General features: G+C 57.7%; 12 protein-coding genes. 3 read left to right on the forward strand and 9 right to left on the reverse strand.

The genetic code is table 11. From position 1 onward, the window contains the following. Nucleotides 1-31: 31 nt before the first annotated feature. Together CKW20_RS16980 and CKW20_RS16985 are read right to left on the reverse strand one after the other, a co-directional pair. Nucleotides 32-1,102: an ornithine cyclodeaminase gene (locus CKW20_RS16980; RefSeq protein ID WP_095053960.1), complete on the reverse strand. Its 1,071-nt coding sequence runs from the start codon at nucleotides 1,100-1,102 to the stop codon at nucleotides 32-34. A gap of 53 nt (nucleotides 1,103-1,155) precedes the next feature. Then, nucleotides 1,156-2,190 carry a histone deacetylase family protein gene (locus tag CKW20_RS16985; RefSeq protein ID WP_095053961.1) on the reverse strand — a complete coding sequence of 345 codons (1,035 nt, stop codon included), beginning with the start codon at nucleotides 2,188-2,190 and terminating at the stop codon, nucleotides 1,156-1,158. A 120-nt stretch (nucleotides 2,191-2,310) separates the two neighbouring features. On the opposite strand from CKW20_RS16985, the gene CKW20_RS16990 reads away from it, so the two are divergent. Further along, complete coding sequence (locus CKW20_RS16990; RefSeq protein ID WP_052963513.1) at nucleotides 2,311-2,811, forward strand: Lrp/AsnC family transcriptional regulator; 501 nt, start codon at nucleotides 2,311-2,313, stop codon at nucleotides 2,809-2,811. A gap of 70 nt (nucleotides 2,812-2,881) precedes the next feature. Here the strand turns inward: CKW20_RS16990 and phaC are convergent, their stop codons facing one another. The 3 genes from phaC to phbB all read right to left on the reverse strand — a co-directional run bounded on the left by phaC (nucleotide 2,882) and on the right by phbB (nucleotide 6,652). Next, complete coding sequence (phaC, locus tag CKW20_RS16995; RefSeq protein WP_095053962.1) at nucleotides 2,882-4,582, reverse strand: class I poly(R)-hydroxyalkanoic acid synthase; 1,701 nt, start codon at nucleotides 4,580-4,582, stop codon at nucleotides 2,882-2,884. Between the two features lie 87 nt (nucleotides 4,583-4,669). Beyond that, nucleotides 4,670-5,848 (reverse strand): acetyl-CoA C-acetyltransferase, encoded by a 1,179-nt coding sequence (locus tag CKW20_RS17000; protein ID WP_095053963.1) that lies wholly within the window; start codon nucleotides 5,846-5,848, stop codon nucleotides 4,670-4,672. A gap of 57 nt (nucleotides 5,849-5,905) precedes the next feature. Continuing rightward, the gene (gene phbB, locus CKW20_RS17005) at nucleotides 5,906-6,652 is read right to left on the reverse strand and encodes an acetoacetyl-CoA reductase (RefSeq protein WP_095053964.1); all 747 of its coding nucleotides are present in this window, start codon (nucleotides 6,650-6,652) and stop codon (nucleotides 5,906-5,908) included. A gap of 257 nt (nucleotides 6,653-6,909) precedes the next feature. Between phbB and CKW20_RS17010 the strand changes: the two genes are divergently transcribed. Next, on the forward strand, nucleotides 6,910-7,947 hold the full coding sequence (locus tag CKW20_RS17010) for an AraC family transcriptional regulator (RefSeq protein ID WP_095053965.1): 1,038 nt from the start codon (nucleotides 6,910-6,912) through the stop codon (nucleotides 7,945-7,947). A 25-nt stretch (nucleotides 7,948-7,972) separates the two neighbouring features. On the opposite strand, the gene CKW20_RS17015 is transcribed toward CKW20_RS17010, so the two are convergent. After that, a complete protein-coding gene (locus tag CKW20_RS17015; RefSeq protein ID WP_095053966.1) occupies nucleotides 7,973-10,438 on the reverse strand; it encodes a DUF3141 domain-containing protein in 2,466 nt (821 codons plus the stop codon). A 255-nt stretch (nucleotides 10,439-10,693) separates the two neighbouring features. Between CKW20_RS17015 and phaP the strand changes: the two genes are divergently transcribed. Further along, complete coding sequence (gene phaP / locus CKW20_RS17020) at nucleotides 10,694-11,263, forward strand: TIGR01841 family phasin (RefSeq protein ID WP_095053967.1); 570 nt, start codon at nucleotides 10,694-10,696, stop codon at nucleotides 11,261-11,263. 35 nt (nucleotides 11,264-11,298) lie between these two features. Here the strand turns inward: phaP and phaR are convergent, their stop codons facing one another. From phaR to CKW20_RS17035, 3 genes are all read right to left on the reverse strand, one after another. Further along, nucleotides 11,299-11,811, reverse strand: coding sequence for a polyhydroxyalkanoate synthesis repressor PhaR (gene phaR / locus CKW20_RS17025; RefSeq protein ID WP_095053968.1), 513 nt, complete (start codon nucleotides 11,809-11,811; stop codon nucleotides 11,299-11,301). A gap of 106 nt (nucleotides 11,812-11,917) precedes the next feature. After that, nucleotides 11,918-13,186 (reverse strand): OprD family porin, encoded by a 1,269-nt coding sequence (locus tag CKW20_RS17030; protein WP_095053969.1) that lies wholly within the window; start codon nucleotides 13,184-13,186, stop codon nucleotides 11,918-11,920. A gap of 127 nt (nucleotides 13,187-13,313) precedes the next feature. Next, the gene (locus tag CKW20_RS17035) at nucleotides 13,314-15,086 is read right to left on the reverse strand and encodes an acyl-CoA dehydrogenase C-terminal domain-containing protein (RefSeq protein ID WP_095053970.1); all 1,773 of its coding nucleotides are present in this window, start codon (nucleotides 15,084-15,086) and stop codon (nucleotides 13,314-13,316) included. Nucleotides 15,087-15,141: the final 55 nt, after the last annotated feature.

Raw genomic sequence — 15,141 nt, forward strand, 5'->3', positions numbered from 1 at the left:
AACCTGACTTGATAGCGAACTATCGCGTGTCTTAGCTTGCTGCTAGCTGCTGTTTTTGCGGGGACGACGCAGATGAAAGATCGGAGTTTTCATCAATCAGTTGATACAGGTTCTTGATATTGGCAGGCGTGGGTACAAGATGGATTTTCTCACCGATCGCGTATTTTCTAGCCTGGTCATGCAAATAACGAAGTGAAGAAAAGTCTTCAAGAGCAAATCCCACCGAGTCGAACACCGTGACTTGCGTGTCATTTTCCCGGCCTGGTTCGTTATCCCGAACGATGCGGAAATATTCGATGACAGGATGGTCAGTGTCCAGTTGCTGAATGTCGCCTTCAATGCGTGTCTGCGGTTCAAACTCGACAATGATCCGGGCGTTGCGCAGGATATCGGCATGAAGTTCGGTTTTCCCGGGACAGTCACCGCCAACCGCGTTGATATGCATGCCAGGCTCGATCATGTCGGGCGTCAAGATTGTCGCGTAGGCCTTGTCCGCGGTGACGGTGGTGATGATATCAACGCCTTTGACGGCTTCATGCACCGAGGAGGCTACGGTGACATTGATGCCGGTGTAGCTTTCCAGATTTTTTTTCAATTTCAATGAAGCAGCGCTATCGATATCAAATATCCGCACCTCGTTGATCCCGAGCATTTCATAAAAGGCAATCGCCTGGAATTCGCTCTGGGCGCCATTTCCGATAATGGCCATGCGTGTCGAACCCTTGCGTGCCAGGGACTGGGCTACCAGGGCGGACGTTGCCGCTGTGCGAACCGCGGTGGTCAGGGTGAGTTCGCTGAGAACGGCGGGGTATCCGCTATCGACGTTCGCCAATACACCAAAGGCCATGACTGTCAGCAAGTTGTTGCCAGCATTTCCTGGGTGGCCGTTTACGTATTTGAATGAATACTGTTTGCCATCGTCAGTCGGCATCAGTTCGATCACCCCGCAAGTGGAGTGATTGGCGGTGCGTGGGGATTTATCAAAGTCAGCCCAGCGGCAATAATCAGCCTTGATGTAGTTGGCCATTTGCTTGATGGCCTGACCGATTCCAATCTTGCCAAAAAGCGTGGCGGCGTGATCAACGTCTATGAATAGAGTCATATGTGTTTCTCTCTTAGTTGTAAGTCAAGGAAGGTTTTCTCGGCCACCGAAACTTAGAATTGTTTGCTCTCATACCCATGAAGTACATTGACCGCATTGATGCCGATTTCATCGACCATATAACCGCCTTCCATGACGAATAGTGTCGGTGCGCCGACAGTGGCGATGATTTCACCCATGCCAAAGAAGTCCTGGCTTTCCAGAAGAAAGTGGCTGATCGGATCGTCCTTGAACGTATCGACGCCCAGGGAAATCACTAAGAGTTCAGGCGAGAAGTTACGAAGTTTTTTGCAAGCGTGGATCAGGGCGTTTTGATAACTATGCCAGGTGGTGTTTTTCGGCAACGGGTAGTTCAGGTTATAACCGTCACCGGCACCTGCTCCACACTCGGAACTGAAACCCGAGTAATAAGGATAGGAAACCGACGGATCTCCATGCAGGGAGGCAAACATCACATCGTTGCGATCGTAGAAAATGTTCTGTGTGCCGTTGCCATGATGGAAGTCGACGTCCAGCACCGCGACACGTTTAGCACCTTGAGTCAGTGCATGTTGCGCGGCGATGGCCGCGTTATTCAGGTAGCAGTAGCCTCCCATGTATTCACGAGCAGCGTGGTGTCCGGGTGGACGACACAGGGCAAAGGCGCTGTTGTGGCCTTCGTTGATTAACGACAGTCCAGTGAGTGCAATGTCCGCGCTGGTTTTGACGGCTTCCCAGGTGGTCGCGGTGATCGGCGAGCCGGCATCCATGGCAAAGAAACCGAGCTTGCCATCAATGAACGAGGGGACGTGTTCATTGGACAAGTCGCGTACCGGCCAGACCAGGGGAAGGGCGTCATGCTCCCGACCGGTTGCCGTCCATTCGGACCACGCGGTTTCCAGAAAGGAGACATAGCGCTCACTGTGTGCATTGACGTAGCACGCCCGGTCAAACGTTCGCGGGACGATGATATCGCCGAGCCCAACATGCTGGACTCGGTCGCGAACGGTATCCGCTCGGCTTGGTTGTTCGAAAGAAGGTTTGAGAACGCCGTCCTTTAATTCGGTCCCATGGTGCAAGCGATGGGAATCGCTGAAAACTGTAAGCATTTATACGCATCCGTCGTGGTGGTCCAGTGCCAATAGTTTGTTCTGGTACGGATGCACTTTCTTTGCTTTTTGTTCTCGCTCTGCTAGCGTAATCGGGATTATTTTCCCGTGGATGGCACCATGCAGAAAAAAAATACCCATCGCGCATTGCTTGACGATACCGACCTTTCCATCCTTGCCTTGTTGCAGGAGGACGCCAGCATTTCCAACGCCGAGTTGAGTGAGCGCCTGTCGTTAAGCCTTACTCCATGCTGGAGGCGGCGCAAGAGACTGGAAGAGGAGGGAGTGATCAAGGATTACCAGGCAAACCTGGATCGGCGCAAGCTGGGGCTGGACATCATGGCGTTCGTGCATATCCGCTTTGCCACGCACACCGATCATACCCCCGAAGCCTTTGAAGCCGTCATCATGCAGCTCCCGGAGGTCTTGTCTTGCCACAAGATAACCGGGGATGCCGATTACCTTTTGCAAGTGTTGGCTCAGGATCTTGATAGCTACAGCGACTTTGTCGAGAGCGTATTGAGGCGACAACTCGGTATCGCCTCTATCCAGTCAAGTCTTGCGTTGCGTGAAGTCAAAACGACCAGTCGTATCGCCATTCCGGGGCGGACAAAGCAGTAAACCGGCGTTCTGAAGCGTCCAGCCCGAGAAATTCATTTCCCCTGAGCCTGGCTGCCCGGACTGGCTCCTCTCATTGCATCACATAACGCCCCGGCGCCGACTCAAGTGCCGGGTGTTGCGCGTTCCCGGTGCTCAGCACTGAAGGCTGGCGTTCCCCGGCGTGTTCGGCCAGCCAGACGAACCAGTCGTTCCACCAGCTACCTGGGTGCTGCTGGGCATTCTTGAACCAGGTTTCAGGGTTTTTGGTGACGCGATTGTTGGTCCAGTAATGGCGTTTTTCCTTGGCCGGTGGGTTGATCACCCCCGCGATATGCCCTGAGGCGCCGAGCACAAAACGCTTGGTTCCAGACAGTAGCTCGGTGCTGGCGTAAGCGCTTTTCCATGGAACGATGTGATCGTCATGGGTGGCGAGGATGTATGCCGGGGCGTCGATGGCGCGCAGGTCCAGCTTGACCCCGCAGCAATCCAGCTCGCCGGATTTCAGATCGTTCTGCAGATAGGTATGGCGCAGGTACCAGCAGTACATCGGCCCGGGCAGGTTGGTGCTGTCGTTGTTCCAGAACAGCAGGTCAAGGGGTATCGATTTCTGCCCCTTGAGGTATTTGTCGACGTTGTAGTTCCACCACAAGTCATTGGGGCGCAGCAACGAGAATGTATTGCCCATGTCCTCGCCCTTGAACAGGCCGATGGGACCATTGTGGCCGCCGATAGTGCGCTCGCGATAAGCCACTAATTGCTCGTCGACGAAGATGTCGATGGGGCCGGTATCGAAGTAGTCGAGGAAGGTGGTCAGCAGGCTCACGCTGGCGATCTCTTTGTCGCCACGGGCCGCCAATACGGCCAGCGCCGAGCTCAACAACGTGCCACCAATGCAGAAACCCACGCAGTTGGGCCGTTGCTCGCCGCTGATTTCACGGGTCAGCTGCAGGCCTTTGATAATCCCGGTTTCAATCAGGTCATCCCAGGTGGTGCCGGCATGTTCCTGGTCGAAGTTGCGCCACGACATCAGAAACACCGGGTGGCCTTGCTGCAACAGGTGGCGAACCATCGAATTGTCGGGTCGAAGGTCGAGGATATAGTACTTGTTGATCGATGGCGGAACGATAAACACCGGGCGCCGGTACTGGGTTTCGCTTTGCGGATAGTACTGGATGAGCTGGAAGAGTTCGTTCTCGAAGACCACTTCGCCGGGGGTGTTTGCCAGGTCGACACCCACTTTGAACGCGCCGGCGTCGCACTGGCGCATCTTGCCTTCCTGCAGGTCGCTGGCCAGGTGCATCAGGCCTGTGAGCAGGCTGCTTCCTTGGGTTTCAACGACCCGTTGCAGCGCATCGGGGTTACTGGCCAGAAAATTGCTCGGCGCGGCGGCGGCGATGGCTTGCTCCGCCAGATAGAGCAAACGTTGACGCGGTTTCTTGCCGTCGATCGGCAGCTGATCGAGCAGCTTCAGCAGAAAGCCGGCATTGAGCAGATAAAACGCCGCGAGGGAACCGAACAGAGGCTGGCTCCAGTTGCCGCTGGCGAAACGTCGATCTTCGAAGCTGAAGGGCTGGCCGGTCAACAGACGCTGGCCGAGTTCACACCATTGTTGCTGGTAGTCCGATTGGAGGCTGTCCAGGGTTTCGCGTGGCAGCTCGAACCAGGCGTTGTAGTCCTGCCCGGTAAACCAGGGATTGGTGCTGACCCAGAACCTTAATTGTTGCACTGCAAAGGTAGCAATGAACGGAACCTGGCCCGACCAGAGTGTGTTTAAGGTATGCGCGTTGTCCATGGAACTCCTTGCCCATATGAATAAACCGGACGGAAAAAAACGCGGCGCCGGACGTCGGCGCCGCGTCTGACAACTCAGCCTGTGTGTCTAACGCTCGATGACCAGGCTAACGCCCTGGCCGCCACCGATGCACAAGGTGGCCAGACCCTTTTTGCCATCGCGACGGATCAGTTCATGTACCAGCGACACCAGAATCCGCGCGCCTGATGCGCCGATCGGATGACCGAGGGCAATGGCGCCACCGTTGACATTGACCTTGTTCATGTCCCAGCCCAGTTCCTTGCCAACGGCCAGTGACTGCGCGGCGAACGCTTCGTTGGCCTCGATCAGGTCCAGGTCGTCCAGGCTCCAGCCGGCTTTCGTCAAGACCAGACGGGTAGCGGGCACCGGGCCGATACCCATGATCGACGGGTCTACCCCGGCGCTGGCATACGCCTTGATGCGCGCAAGTACCGGCAAGCCCAGAGCCAGGGCCTTGGCGGCGCTGGCCAGCATCAACACGGCGGCGCCGTCATTGAGGGTCGACGAGTTGCCCGCGGTTACGCTGCCGTTTTTCTGGAACGCGGGTTTGAGGTTGCCCAGTGCCTGCAGCGTGCTGTCCGGACGCGGCTGTTCATCGGTGTCGAAGACCAACGGCTCGCCCTTGCGCTGGGGAATCAGGATCGGGGTGATTTCACCCTTGAAGTAACCCGCCTCGATGGCCGCGGCGGCTTTCTGTTGCGAGGTCGCGGCGAAAGCATCCTGATCTTCACGACTGATGCTGTATTGATTCGCCAGATTCTCGGCAGTGATGCCCATGTGGTAGTCGTTGAAGGCATCCCACAAACCATCCTGAATCACGCTGTCTTGCAGTTGCGCATGTCCCAGACGCAGGCCAGTGCGCGCCTTGGGCAGAACATAGGGCGCCAGGCTCATGTTTTCCTGACCGCCGGCAATCACCAGTTCGGCGTCGCCGCAACGGATCGCCTGGACCGCAAGCTGGACCGCCTTGAGGCCTGAACCGCAGACTTTGTTCAGGGTCAGGGCTGGGGTGGTATCGGGCAAGCCGGCCTTGATCGCGGTCTGCCGTGCCGGATTTTGCCCGGAGCCTGCAGTCAGCACCTGGCCGAGGATGACTTCATCAATCTGTGCCGCGTCGATCCCGGTCTGTTCGAGCAGGCGACGAATCACCGCTGCACCCAATTCGGTGGCTGGAATGGCGGACAGTGAGCCTTGAAAACTGCCAATGGCGGTGCGAGTAGCGGCAACGATTACGACTTCGTTCATGCATGACCTCATTAGGATTCTGTCGAGCGGGAGCAGGGCATCGATGCCCTGACAGGCTTACTGCATGTTCATGCCGCCGTTGACCGAGAAGTCGGCACCAGTGCTGTAGGCCGATTCATCGGACGCCAGCCAGGCGACGATCGAAGCGATTTCTTCGGGTTGGCCAAGGCGCCCGACCGGTGTGGCTGCGATCATGGTCTCGAGAATGTCCGGGCGGATGGCCGCGGTCATGCTGGTCTGGATGTAGCCGGGCGATACGGTATTGACGGTCACGCCTTTGCCCGAGACCTCCCGGGCCAGTGCCATGGTGAAGCCATGGATGCCGGCTTTGGCCGCGCTGTAATTGGTCTGGCCGAACTGGCCGCGCTGACCGTTGATCGACGAGATATTGATGACCCGACCCCAGCCCTTGGCCAACATGCCTTCAATCACCTGTTTGGTGGTGTTGAACAGGCCGCTGAGGTTGGTCCCGATCACCGCGTTCCAGTCTTCTGGAGTGAGTTTGCGAAAGGAGGCATCTCGAGTGATGCCGGCGTTATTGACCAGCACATCGATCGGGCCGAATTGCTCTCGTGCCATCTCGAAGGCCTTGCGGGTCGATTCCCAATCGGTGATGTCGCCGAAGATGCATTCGAACTGATAACCCGCCGCCAGTTGGGTCGCTATCCATTCCTTCTTGCGGGAGGAATCCGAGCTGCAGCCGACGATGACCTTGAATCCTTCCTTGTACAGGCGTTGGCTTATCGCAGTGCCAATCCCACCCATACCACCCGTGACCAACGCAATACGACCAAGCGACTTCATACAATCCCTTCCTTTCTTTGTTTTGCGTTGCAAGATGGGGGGATTGTTCGGTATTGGCCGGATGCGCGGAAGTGTTGAGATGTGACTGTCTGGTGTCCAACGGCGCCATGCCTAGGTTAATGACGGGTGGCGAAAAACGCTGGTTACCTATACTGGGATCAATATTGGCAACTGAAGAACCCATTAGTCTTTGATTCATCGCAGATCAGTTATGGCTGCGGACAGGATGTTCGGTTCCACAGGTCATTGAGGACGCCATGTATAGAATGAGTTCTGGCTATGCCAGCGTGCTGGTAAATACGCTCTCGGCTCAAGGACTGGATGTTGCCAGTCTGTGTCGGGAGGCTGGACTAGACATGAAGCTTGCGAGCAAACCAGGAGCGTTTTGCGAGCGAAGGGCGATTTATCGATTATGGGATCTGGCCGCTCAGGCCTCGGGCGATCCGGACATCGGCTTGAAGGCCTATGGAAGTTTCCACCCCGGTAGCTTTCAGATCGTCGGCTACACCATGATGTCCAGTCTGAATCTGAAAAAAGCCCTTGAGCGCCTGGTCCGTTTCAGTCCGTTGATTGGCACCGGATTCAGCCTTTTCTTTACATCGGAACCGCAGAGTTACCGACTTTCCGGCCTCGATCATCACCAAAAAGGTTCGGTCAAACCTCGCCAATACACCGATGCAGCGCTGACTTCGTTGCTGGGCTTCTGCCGTAAGCTGGCGGGCGGTAACTCACCGCAACCCTTGAGTGTGGAGTTCACCTATCCCGAACCTGAAGACACCTCCGAGCATCGACGGTTGTTTGGCTGCGACCTGCGTTTCGACGCGGCTTACGACAGCATTTTGTTTGATAGGCAGGAGCTGCTGCGTCCGTTGAGCATGGCCAACGAAACGCTGGCGGTGCTGCATGACAGTTTTGCCGAGGCACAACTGGATCTGCTGTTTGGTTTTTGCATAGTCGGCAGGATTCGCGCGCTGATTACCGAGCGCTTGAGTCAGGGCCAGAGGCAATGCGATATGGAGTCGATCGCGGCGGCATTGAACGTTAGCAAGCGCACGCTGCAACGCGCGCTGGAAAAGGAAGGGACGCAATTCAAGGACGTGCAGAACGCTGTGCGCCGGCAATTGGCCGACTTCTACCTGCGCCATTCTCACTTCAACATGAAGCATGTCGCGTATCTCCTTGGTTTTCATGATCACAGCAGCTTTAACAAAGCCTGTAGCCGCTGGTTTGGCATGACACCCGGTCAGTATCGGACCGATGAATCATTGGCAATCGAGGAAGCGGCGCAGGTCTGACAAGGCCTTCCGTCAGTGTTCAACGTTATTTTATCGGAGGTTTTTTTACGGCTTTCTTGCCCTTGGCAGGTTTGCGCACCGGACTCGCCATCTTGGCGATGGGGTCAGGGGTCACTGCGGGGATTTTCTGCTTGATCGGCTCAGGGATGACCACCGGGATGGCTTGTTTGATCGGCTCTGAAGTGATCGCCGGGGCTTTCACTTCGATGGCATCGGCTGCACCGGGTGGTTGGGTCAGGCTGAAATCTGGCAGCGGTACGTCGAGTAGCCTGTGCAGCTCACACCAGCATGGGTTGTTTGCACCGCTAGTCAGCAGTTCGGGCAGCAAATTGGCGACGGCCGCCAGCACTTGTTGGCGCTCTTGGGCCTCAACCAGCATTAAGGGCAGGCTGTGCAGGCTTTCTTGCGGGTGGGTGGCGACCAGCAGTTTTTGCAGGCGCAGGGTTTCGCGCAGATCAAGCGGCTTGGCACTGTAGTCCTGGAGCAGCACCTGCAGTTGCAGGATCAATTTCTCGACGCTTTCCTTGCCCGGTTCGTCGCTGTCGCGGCCCAGCAGGAACAGGATCCGTATCAAGGCTTCCATCAGACCGCCAAGGGGCAGGGCATCCTGCAGACGCTCGATCAAAAGCTGGTCGTGCTGCTCGGCGTGTTCCTGCAGATTTCGCCCGGGTGCATTGCCGGCGAGGCTATTGAGTACGCCATACACGCCGTAGAAACACATTTCGTGAGCTGCATCACGCAGGTCCCGATAGCCGTTCAAGGCGTCCTGCACCTGGTTGGAAAACAGTTCCTGCCAGACCAGTAACGGGTTGTTCTGGCTGGCGGGATGACGATCCTTGCTCACTTGGGCGGCACTGCCAGTCAGCCACCACAGCGCCGGGTTCAAACTGCTCCAGGCCACTTGCTGCTGATGGAAAGGGTGCGCGCGGCGCAGCATTTCGGCGCTCGGTTCGTTGATCAGCTGGCGCAACCACGGGCGGATGAATTCGTCGTACACGCTGTTGTTGATGGCGGACGCGCGCTGCACCAGCGCGAATTCGCGATCGTCATCACGGGGCGGCTGCACCTGGCCATGAATGTCGGCGATACGCCGGGGCTCGAAACGCACGGTATACGGCGTCGCCGAGTGCTCCGGCAGGTCGTCGATCAGCATTTCATACAATCCGGCCGGCAGCGCATTGATCGCATCGACCGCACCCAGCAACTCACGGTGCTCACGCCGCGCCACGTCACCGGACACGAAGATGCCCAGGTGTCCGATGCTCGCATGTCGCAGGTAAACGATAGTGCGTCCGGCATTTTGCAATGCGAGATCGCTGGGGTAGACGTCGGTGATCCAGTCCAGTGCCTGCTGCGGGGAGGTGATGTTGTCGCCATAGGAGCAGAACACCACCACTGGCACTTCGATCAATTTGAGGTCGAGCCCGCTGCTCTTGCGCCCCAGGCCACCGGATAGCTGATTACCGATGAACAGGTCGTCGACAATCATCTCGATCTCTTCGCTATTGAGCAGGGTCGGGCTGCCCCACCAGCGTTCGAAATCCAGAAAGCGTGCGGCCTCGCTGTCGACTTCACTGAACAGGTGGTAGTACTTGCCCCAATAGGTGTTGGCCGGGTCCAGGTTTTCGAAATTGCTCACCAGCCAGGTGCCGTCGAAGCGGTCATTACCGAGATCGCTCCCCAGGCGCGCCATCCAGCCACCGCCCAGCAAACCGCCGGTGTAGCGCATCGGATTGCGGCCATTGACGCCGGCCCAGTACGACAACGGCGCACCGTTGACGATGATCAGCCCCGGCAACTCCGGCCGAGTGGCCGCCAGGCCCATTAACGCCCAGCCCGCTTGGCAATTGCCAATGACGACAGGTTTGGCGCTGTCCGGATGCCGGGCGCTGACGACCTCGATGAATCGTGCCTGGGCGTCTGCGATATCGGCAAGGGTTTGCCCTGGGCGTGGCGAGTGACTGAAGGCGATGAAGTAGGTGGGATGGCCGGCTCTCAGGCTTTCGCCGATGACCGAGTCCTGTTTGAAACCGCCGATCCCCGAGCCGTGACCGCCGCGGGGATCAATGATGATCACGGGCTGTTTTTTGCTGTCGATCTGTTGCCCCGGGCCACCGAGGATTTGCAACAACGAATAGTTGACCGCACGAGGCAGGTCTTCACCAGCGACCAGCGTTTCATGATTGAACTTGAGCAGCAGCGGATACCCGGCGCGTTCGTGGGCCAGGGTGTTGTCACCGCGCTGACGCAAGGTGTCCCAGAACAGCACGCTGCGTTGGCCAAGGTCTGTGAAATATTCATGCCAGTCAGCCGGTGTCGGCTGCCTGAGTTGCCCAAGGCCTAAAGGCGCGAAGGTTTTTGCCTGACGCTTCTGCACGGCGTCGAGGACGTTGCGGGTATTGAGGCGTTGCAGATGGTTCAGGTGTTCGAACAAGCCGGCGGGTTCGCTACGCTCTTCATCTTGCAGCGCAATATGTGCTTCCTGACCCATGGTGATCTCCTGCTGCTATGCATAGGAACCTGCGCATCTGAACCCTTTAGTTAAAGAGGGCTAGGCTGAACGTTCGATGAGCAGGAGTCTACAGCGAATAAGGAGGGCGTTAGCAATGTTTATTTTGCACCGCACAAAAATAGGCGTTGCCAAATGGTTTTGTGCGCTGCAATATCAAGGCTAACGCGATGACTGACCGGATCGCTATCGCGTCCTCAGGCTCATCAGGGCCTTCCAGCACAAGGAGATTCAAGCATGTCTTTTTTCAATTCGGAAAAACTGCAAACCGCTCAGAAAGCCAACCTCGACCTTTTGCAGCAAATCAGCGGCAAAGTCTTCGCCAGCGTTGAACAGCTCAGCCAGTTGCAGTTCAAGGCACTGCGCGACTCCACCGAGGAGCAGTTCGAAGGTGTTCGCAAGCTGCTGGCTGTTCGTGATCCACAAGGTTTCGCCGAGCTGCAGGCTTCTTTCACCCAGCCGAGTGCGCAAACCGAACGCCTGGCCGAGTTCAATCGTCAGGTTCAAGCACTGATCGTGGGTACTCAGTCGGACATCGCCAAATTGACCTCGAGTCAGGTCGAAGCGGGCACCCAGCAGATGCATGAGTTCGTTGAAACGATCAGCAAGAATGCACCGGCCGGCTCCGAGCCTGTTGTGGCCGCATTCAAGTCGGGCCTGGCGAATGCCGGTACTGTGTTCGAAAGCGCACAGAAAGCCGTAAAACAGGCTGCCGATGTGGCTCAGAGTGGTTTCGAGGCAGCGACTGCTGCAGGCACTAAAGCTGCTCCAGAAGCAAGCACCAAGGCTACCAGCGGTAATAAGTAAGTCACACTAGATCAGCGGCACCAATGGCGATGGGTTTATTCCCCATCGCCATTTTTTTTCTTTCCGTTATCGGCACCGGGCTTGCCGCCGAACATGCCGAACAGGTTTTGGGTGTTCAGGTACAGTGCCTTGGACTGGTCGACATATTGCCGCATCAGGTCCTGCATCACCGGCGCTTGCTGGTGCATGAAGGTGCTCCAGGCTTCGGAGGATTGCGCACCGGTCTGGGACTGGATGTCGATCACGGTCTGAATGCTTTTGTCCAGGTAACTGGCGAGTACGCCCTGATAAGGGCCGTAGAACTGGATAATCCCCATCAGCATCTCGCTGGTGAAGATCGGCTCACCGCCGCTTTCGGCTTCCAGAATCACTTGCAGCAAGATGCTGCGCGTCAGATCCTCGCCGCTCTTGGCATCGACCACCTGAAAGGCAATTCTGTCGACCACCAACTGGCGTATGTCCGCCAGCGTCAGATGACTGCTGGTATGAGTGTCATACAGTCGGCGATTGGGGTACTTCTTGATCAGGCGTGGGGTGGTATCAGTCATGCGGGCGTCTCGCGGCGGGCCTGGTTTGCAGGCATCTTAACCTACTCTGGCCCACTGCCGAGGATGATCGGTCCCACGCAGAGCGTGGGAACGATCATTGCGGTGCTTACCAGATCGGCAAGGTGTAGCTGACGATCAGGCGGTTTTCATCCAGATCGCTGCCAAAGTTGGTCGAGCGAACTGTCGCGTTACGCCATTTCACCCCGACATTCTTTAATGGCCCGCTCTGCACGACATAGCCGATGTCGGTATCACGTTCCCATTCCTCGCCTTGCGGGCGGTTGCCGCCCAGATCGATATTGTCGCCAGTAATGTAACGGGTCATGAAGGTCAGCCCCGGAACGCCAATCGCCGCAAAGTTGTAGTCATAACGCGCCTGCCAGGATTGTTCGTCCTTGTTGGCGAAGTCGCCGATCTGCACGAAGTTCACCAGGAACGCGTCGGTGCCGTTGACGTAGGCGTAGCCGGTGTCACCGCTCATGCCTTGATAACCCAGGCCTAACGCGTGCCCACCGAGGCTGTAGGTGAACATTGCGCCAATGGCATTGTTATCGACATTACTGCCACCGTCGTCCGTGGAACGGGCGAAGCGCAGATCCGTCTTCAGCGACTGGCCGGTTGTGACCGGCAACACGTAGATCAGGTTGACCAAGTGCTGGCTGTAGAAGTTGTCGAGATGACCATAGCTGTAGCCGGTGGCGAGGTTGCTGGTCCATTTGTAGTTCAGGCTGGCGAAATCCAAACTATCGCTATCGAGATGACCTGTGGTGATGCCCTTGGCGCCGGTGCGGGTGATGCCCATGTCCTCGTAGTCCGAGGAGTCGCGCTGATTGACTTGCGTCAGTCGCCCGGCATCCACCGTCAGGCCTTCGATTTCCAGCGACGTCAGCTGGCCGCCTTTGAAGGTTTGTGGCAACAACCGTGAATCGTTGGCCAATACCGTCGGCAGTTTCGGCAGTAGCGTGCCGAGCTTCAGCGTGCTTTTGGAGGCCCGCACTTTGGCCGTCAAACCCAGTTCGCCATACTCGTCCTGAGCTCCTTTACTGGTGTCGCGATGGCGTTTTAGCAGGCCGGAGCCTGCGCGATCGGGGCTGGAATCGAGCTTGACGCCGAGCAGTCCGATGGCATCGAAACCGACACCGATCAACCCTTCGGTGAATCCCGATTCATAGCGCAGCAGGAAACCCTGTGCCCATTCCTCTTGCTTGGATTGCGGCGCGTTGGTCTGACGATAATCTCGGTTGAAATAGAAGTTGCGCAGTTCCAGGCTGGCCTTGCTGTCTTTGACAAAGTCAGCAGCGGCGGGGGCCGAGAGGCTGATAACGCCGCCGGCCAGCAATAGTCGGGTAGCGAGGGTGCGGGTGTTGCGGTCCATGGTGAAGCCCCTTTGTTTTTATTATGGAAAGACAGGTCCCGCGGCCCTCGCCAGGTGGGCGAGGGCTTATCAATAAAAAACGCGAACGCCAAAAAGAGAGGAGCGTGGCGCCGCGTGGGTTCAATCGTTAGAACTGTTCGGTGCTCAGGCCAAACAAGGAGGCACTGCCCGCGCGGATGGATTGCTCCAGGCTCAAAATGCGCGGCAGCAAGCGGTGGATGTAGAAGTCGGCGGTGGCGATTTTCGCGCCATAAAACCCTGCATCTTCGGGCAGCTTTTGCTTGGCAACCTGCGCCATGCGCGCCCAAAGCCAGGCATAAGCGACGTAACCGAACAGGTGCAAATACTCCACCGAAGCAGCGCCGACTTCGTTGCGATTGGTGGTCGCCTGATCCTGCAGCCAGTCGCTCAGGTCTTCCAGACGCTGCACGGCATCGAACAGTTGAGCGGAGTAGGGCGCGTCGGGCTGATGGGCGAAATGGCGGATCTCGCCGGTGAACTGGCGCAGCGCGGAGCCCTTATCGGCGAGCACTTTGCGTCCCAGCAAGTCCTGGGCCTGAATGCCGTTGGTGCCTTCGTAGATCTGCGCGATGCGCACGTCGCGGACCAATTGTTCCTGGCCCCATTCGCGGATGTAGCCATGGCCGCCGAACACTTGCTGGCCGTTGATGCAGCTTTCCAGGCCGGTGTCGGTGAAGAACGCCTTGGCCACCGGTGTGAGCAGCGCCACCAGGATTTGCGCGCTGTCCCGTTCCTTGGCGTCATCGGAAAACTTCGCCAGGTCCAGTTGCTGCCCGACATAACTGGCAAACGCACGGCCGCCCTCGGTCATGGCTTTCATGCTCAGCAGCATGCGGCGCACATCTGGGTGGACGATGATCGGGTCGGCCACTTTGTCCGGAGCAACAGCACCGGTCGGCGCGCGACTCTGAATGCGTTCACGTGCGTAAGCGACGGCGCTCTGATAGGACGCTTCGGCGCAGCCAATGCCCTGAATGCCGATGGACAAGCGCTCGTAGTTCATCATGGTGAACATCGCCGCCAGGCCTTTGTTGGCTTCGCCGACCAGCCAGCCGCTGGCGCCGTCGAAGTTCATCACGCAGGTGGCCGAGGCCTTGATGCCCATTTTGTGTTCGATCGAACCGCAACTCACAGCGTTGGCATCACCGAGGGAACCGTCGGCATTGACCAGCACTTTGGGGACGACAAACAGCGAGATGCCTTTGGGCCCCGCCGGTGCGTCCGGCAGTTTGGCCAGCACCAGATGCACAATGTTTTCGGTCAGATCCTGATCACCACCGGTGATGAAGATCTTGCTGCCGGTGATGCTGAAGCTGCCGTCGGCCCGGGGTTCGGCGCGGGTGCGGATAATCCCCAGATCGGTGCCGGCGTGGGCTTCGGTCAGGCACATGGAACCGGCCCAGCGGCCTTCGTACATCGGCGGCAGGTAGAGGTTTTTCAGGGTGTCACTGGCGTGGGCATCCAGCGCCAGGCAGGCACCGGAACTCAATGCCGAATACAGCGCGAAGCTTGCGTTGGCGCCGTAAAGCATTTCTTCGAACTGCACGGCGAGCATCTTCGGCATGCCCATGCCGCCAAAATCGGCGTTGCCGGACAGGCCCACCCAGCCACCTTCGATGTAGGTGGCATAAGCCTGTTTGAAACCGAACGGCGTGCTGACTTGGCCGTCGGCCCACTGGGCGCCTTCCTCGTCGCCACTGCGATTCAATGGCGCAATCAGGTGCGAGGTGACTTTGGCCGCCTCCTCAAGAATGGCGTCGGCGGTGGCGGCGTCGACACTGTCGGCCAGGGCCGGCAGGCGTGCCCACAAGGCCGGGGCATCGAACACTTCATGCAACACAAAGCGCATGTCGCGCAGCGGGGCGTTGAATTCGGGCATAACGTGAACCTCAAAAGGTTGTGCGATGGACACGGCGCCGCTTGAGCAGGCCGTG

It is taken from the genome of Pseudomonas sp. Irchel s3b2, assembly GCF_900187445.1.
Lineage (GTDB): Bacteria > Pseudomonadota > Gammaproteobacteria > Pseudomonadales > Pseudomonadaceae > Aquipseudomonas.

What these genes read in the sequence shown, in the direction of transcription:
- CKW20_RS17030 (WP_095053969.1), bottom strand. Translation starts at nt 13,186, where the DNA reads ATGGACCGCAACACCCGCACCCTCGCTACCCGACTATTGCTGGCCGGC.
- CKW20_RS17000 (WP_095053963.1), bottom strand. Translation starts at nt 5,848, where the DNA reads ATGAACGAAGTCGTAATCGTTGCCGCTACTCGCACCGCCATTGGCAGT.
- CKW20_RS17035 (WP_095053970.1), bottom strand. Translation starts at nt 15,086, where the DNA reads ATGCCCGAATTCAACGCCCCGCTGCGCGACATGCGCTTTGTGTTGCAT.
- CKW20_RS17015 (WP_095053966.1), bottom strand. Translation starts at nt 10,438, where the DNA reads ATGGGTCAGGAAGCACATATTGCGCTGCAAGATGAAGAGCGTAGCGAA.
- CKW20_RS17010 (WP_095053965.1), top strand. Translation starts at nt 6,910, where the DNA reads ATGTATAGAATGAGTTCTGGCTATGCCAGCGTGCTGGTAAATACGCTC.
- CKW20_RS16985 (WP_095053961.1), bottom strand. Translation starts at nt 2,190, where the DNA reads ATGCTTACAGTTTTCAGCGATTCCCATCGCTTGCACCATGGGACCGAA.
- phaR (WP_095053968.1), bottom strand. Translation starts at nt 11,811, where the DNA reads ATGACTGATACCACCCCACGCCTGATCAAGAAGTACCCCAATCGCCGA.
- CKW20_RS16990 (WP_052963513.1), top strand. Translation starts at nt 2,311, where the DNA reads ATGCAGAAAAAAAATACCCATCGCGCATTGCTTGACGATACCGACCTT.
- phaC (WP_095053962.1), bottom strand. Translation starts at nt 4,582, where the DNA reads ATGGACAACGCGCATACCTTAAACACACTCTGGTCGGGCCAGGTTCCG.
- CKW20_RS16980 (WP_095053960.1), bottom strand. Translation starts at nt 1,102, where the DNA reads ATGACTCTATTCATAGACGTTGATCACGCCGCCACGCTTTTTGGCAAG.
- phbB (WP_095053964.1), bottom strand. Translation starts at nt 6,652, where the DNA reads ATGAAGTCGCTTGGTCGTATTGCGTTGGTCACGGGTGGTATGGGTGGG.
- phaP (WP_095053967.1), top strand. Translation starts at nt 10,694, where the DNA reads ATGTCTTTTTTCAATTCGGAAAAACTGCAAACCGCTCAGAAAGCCAAC.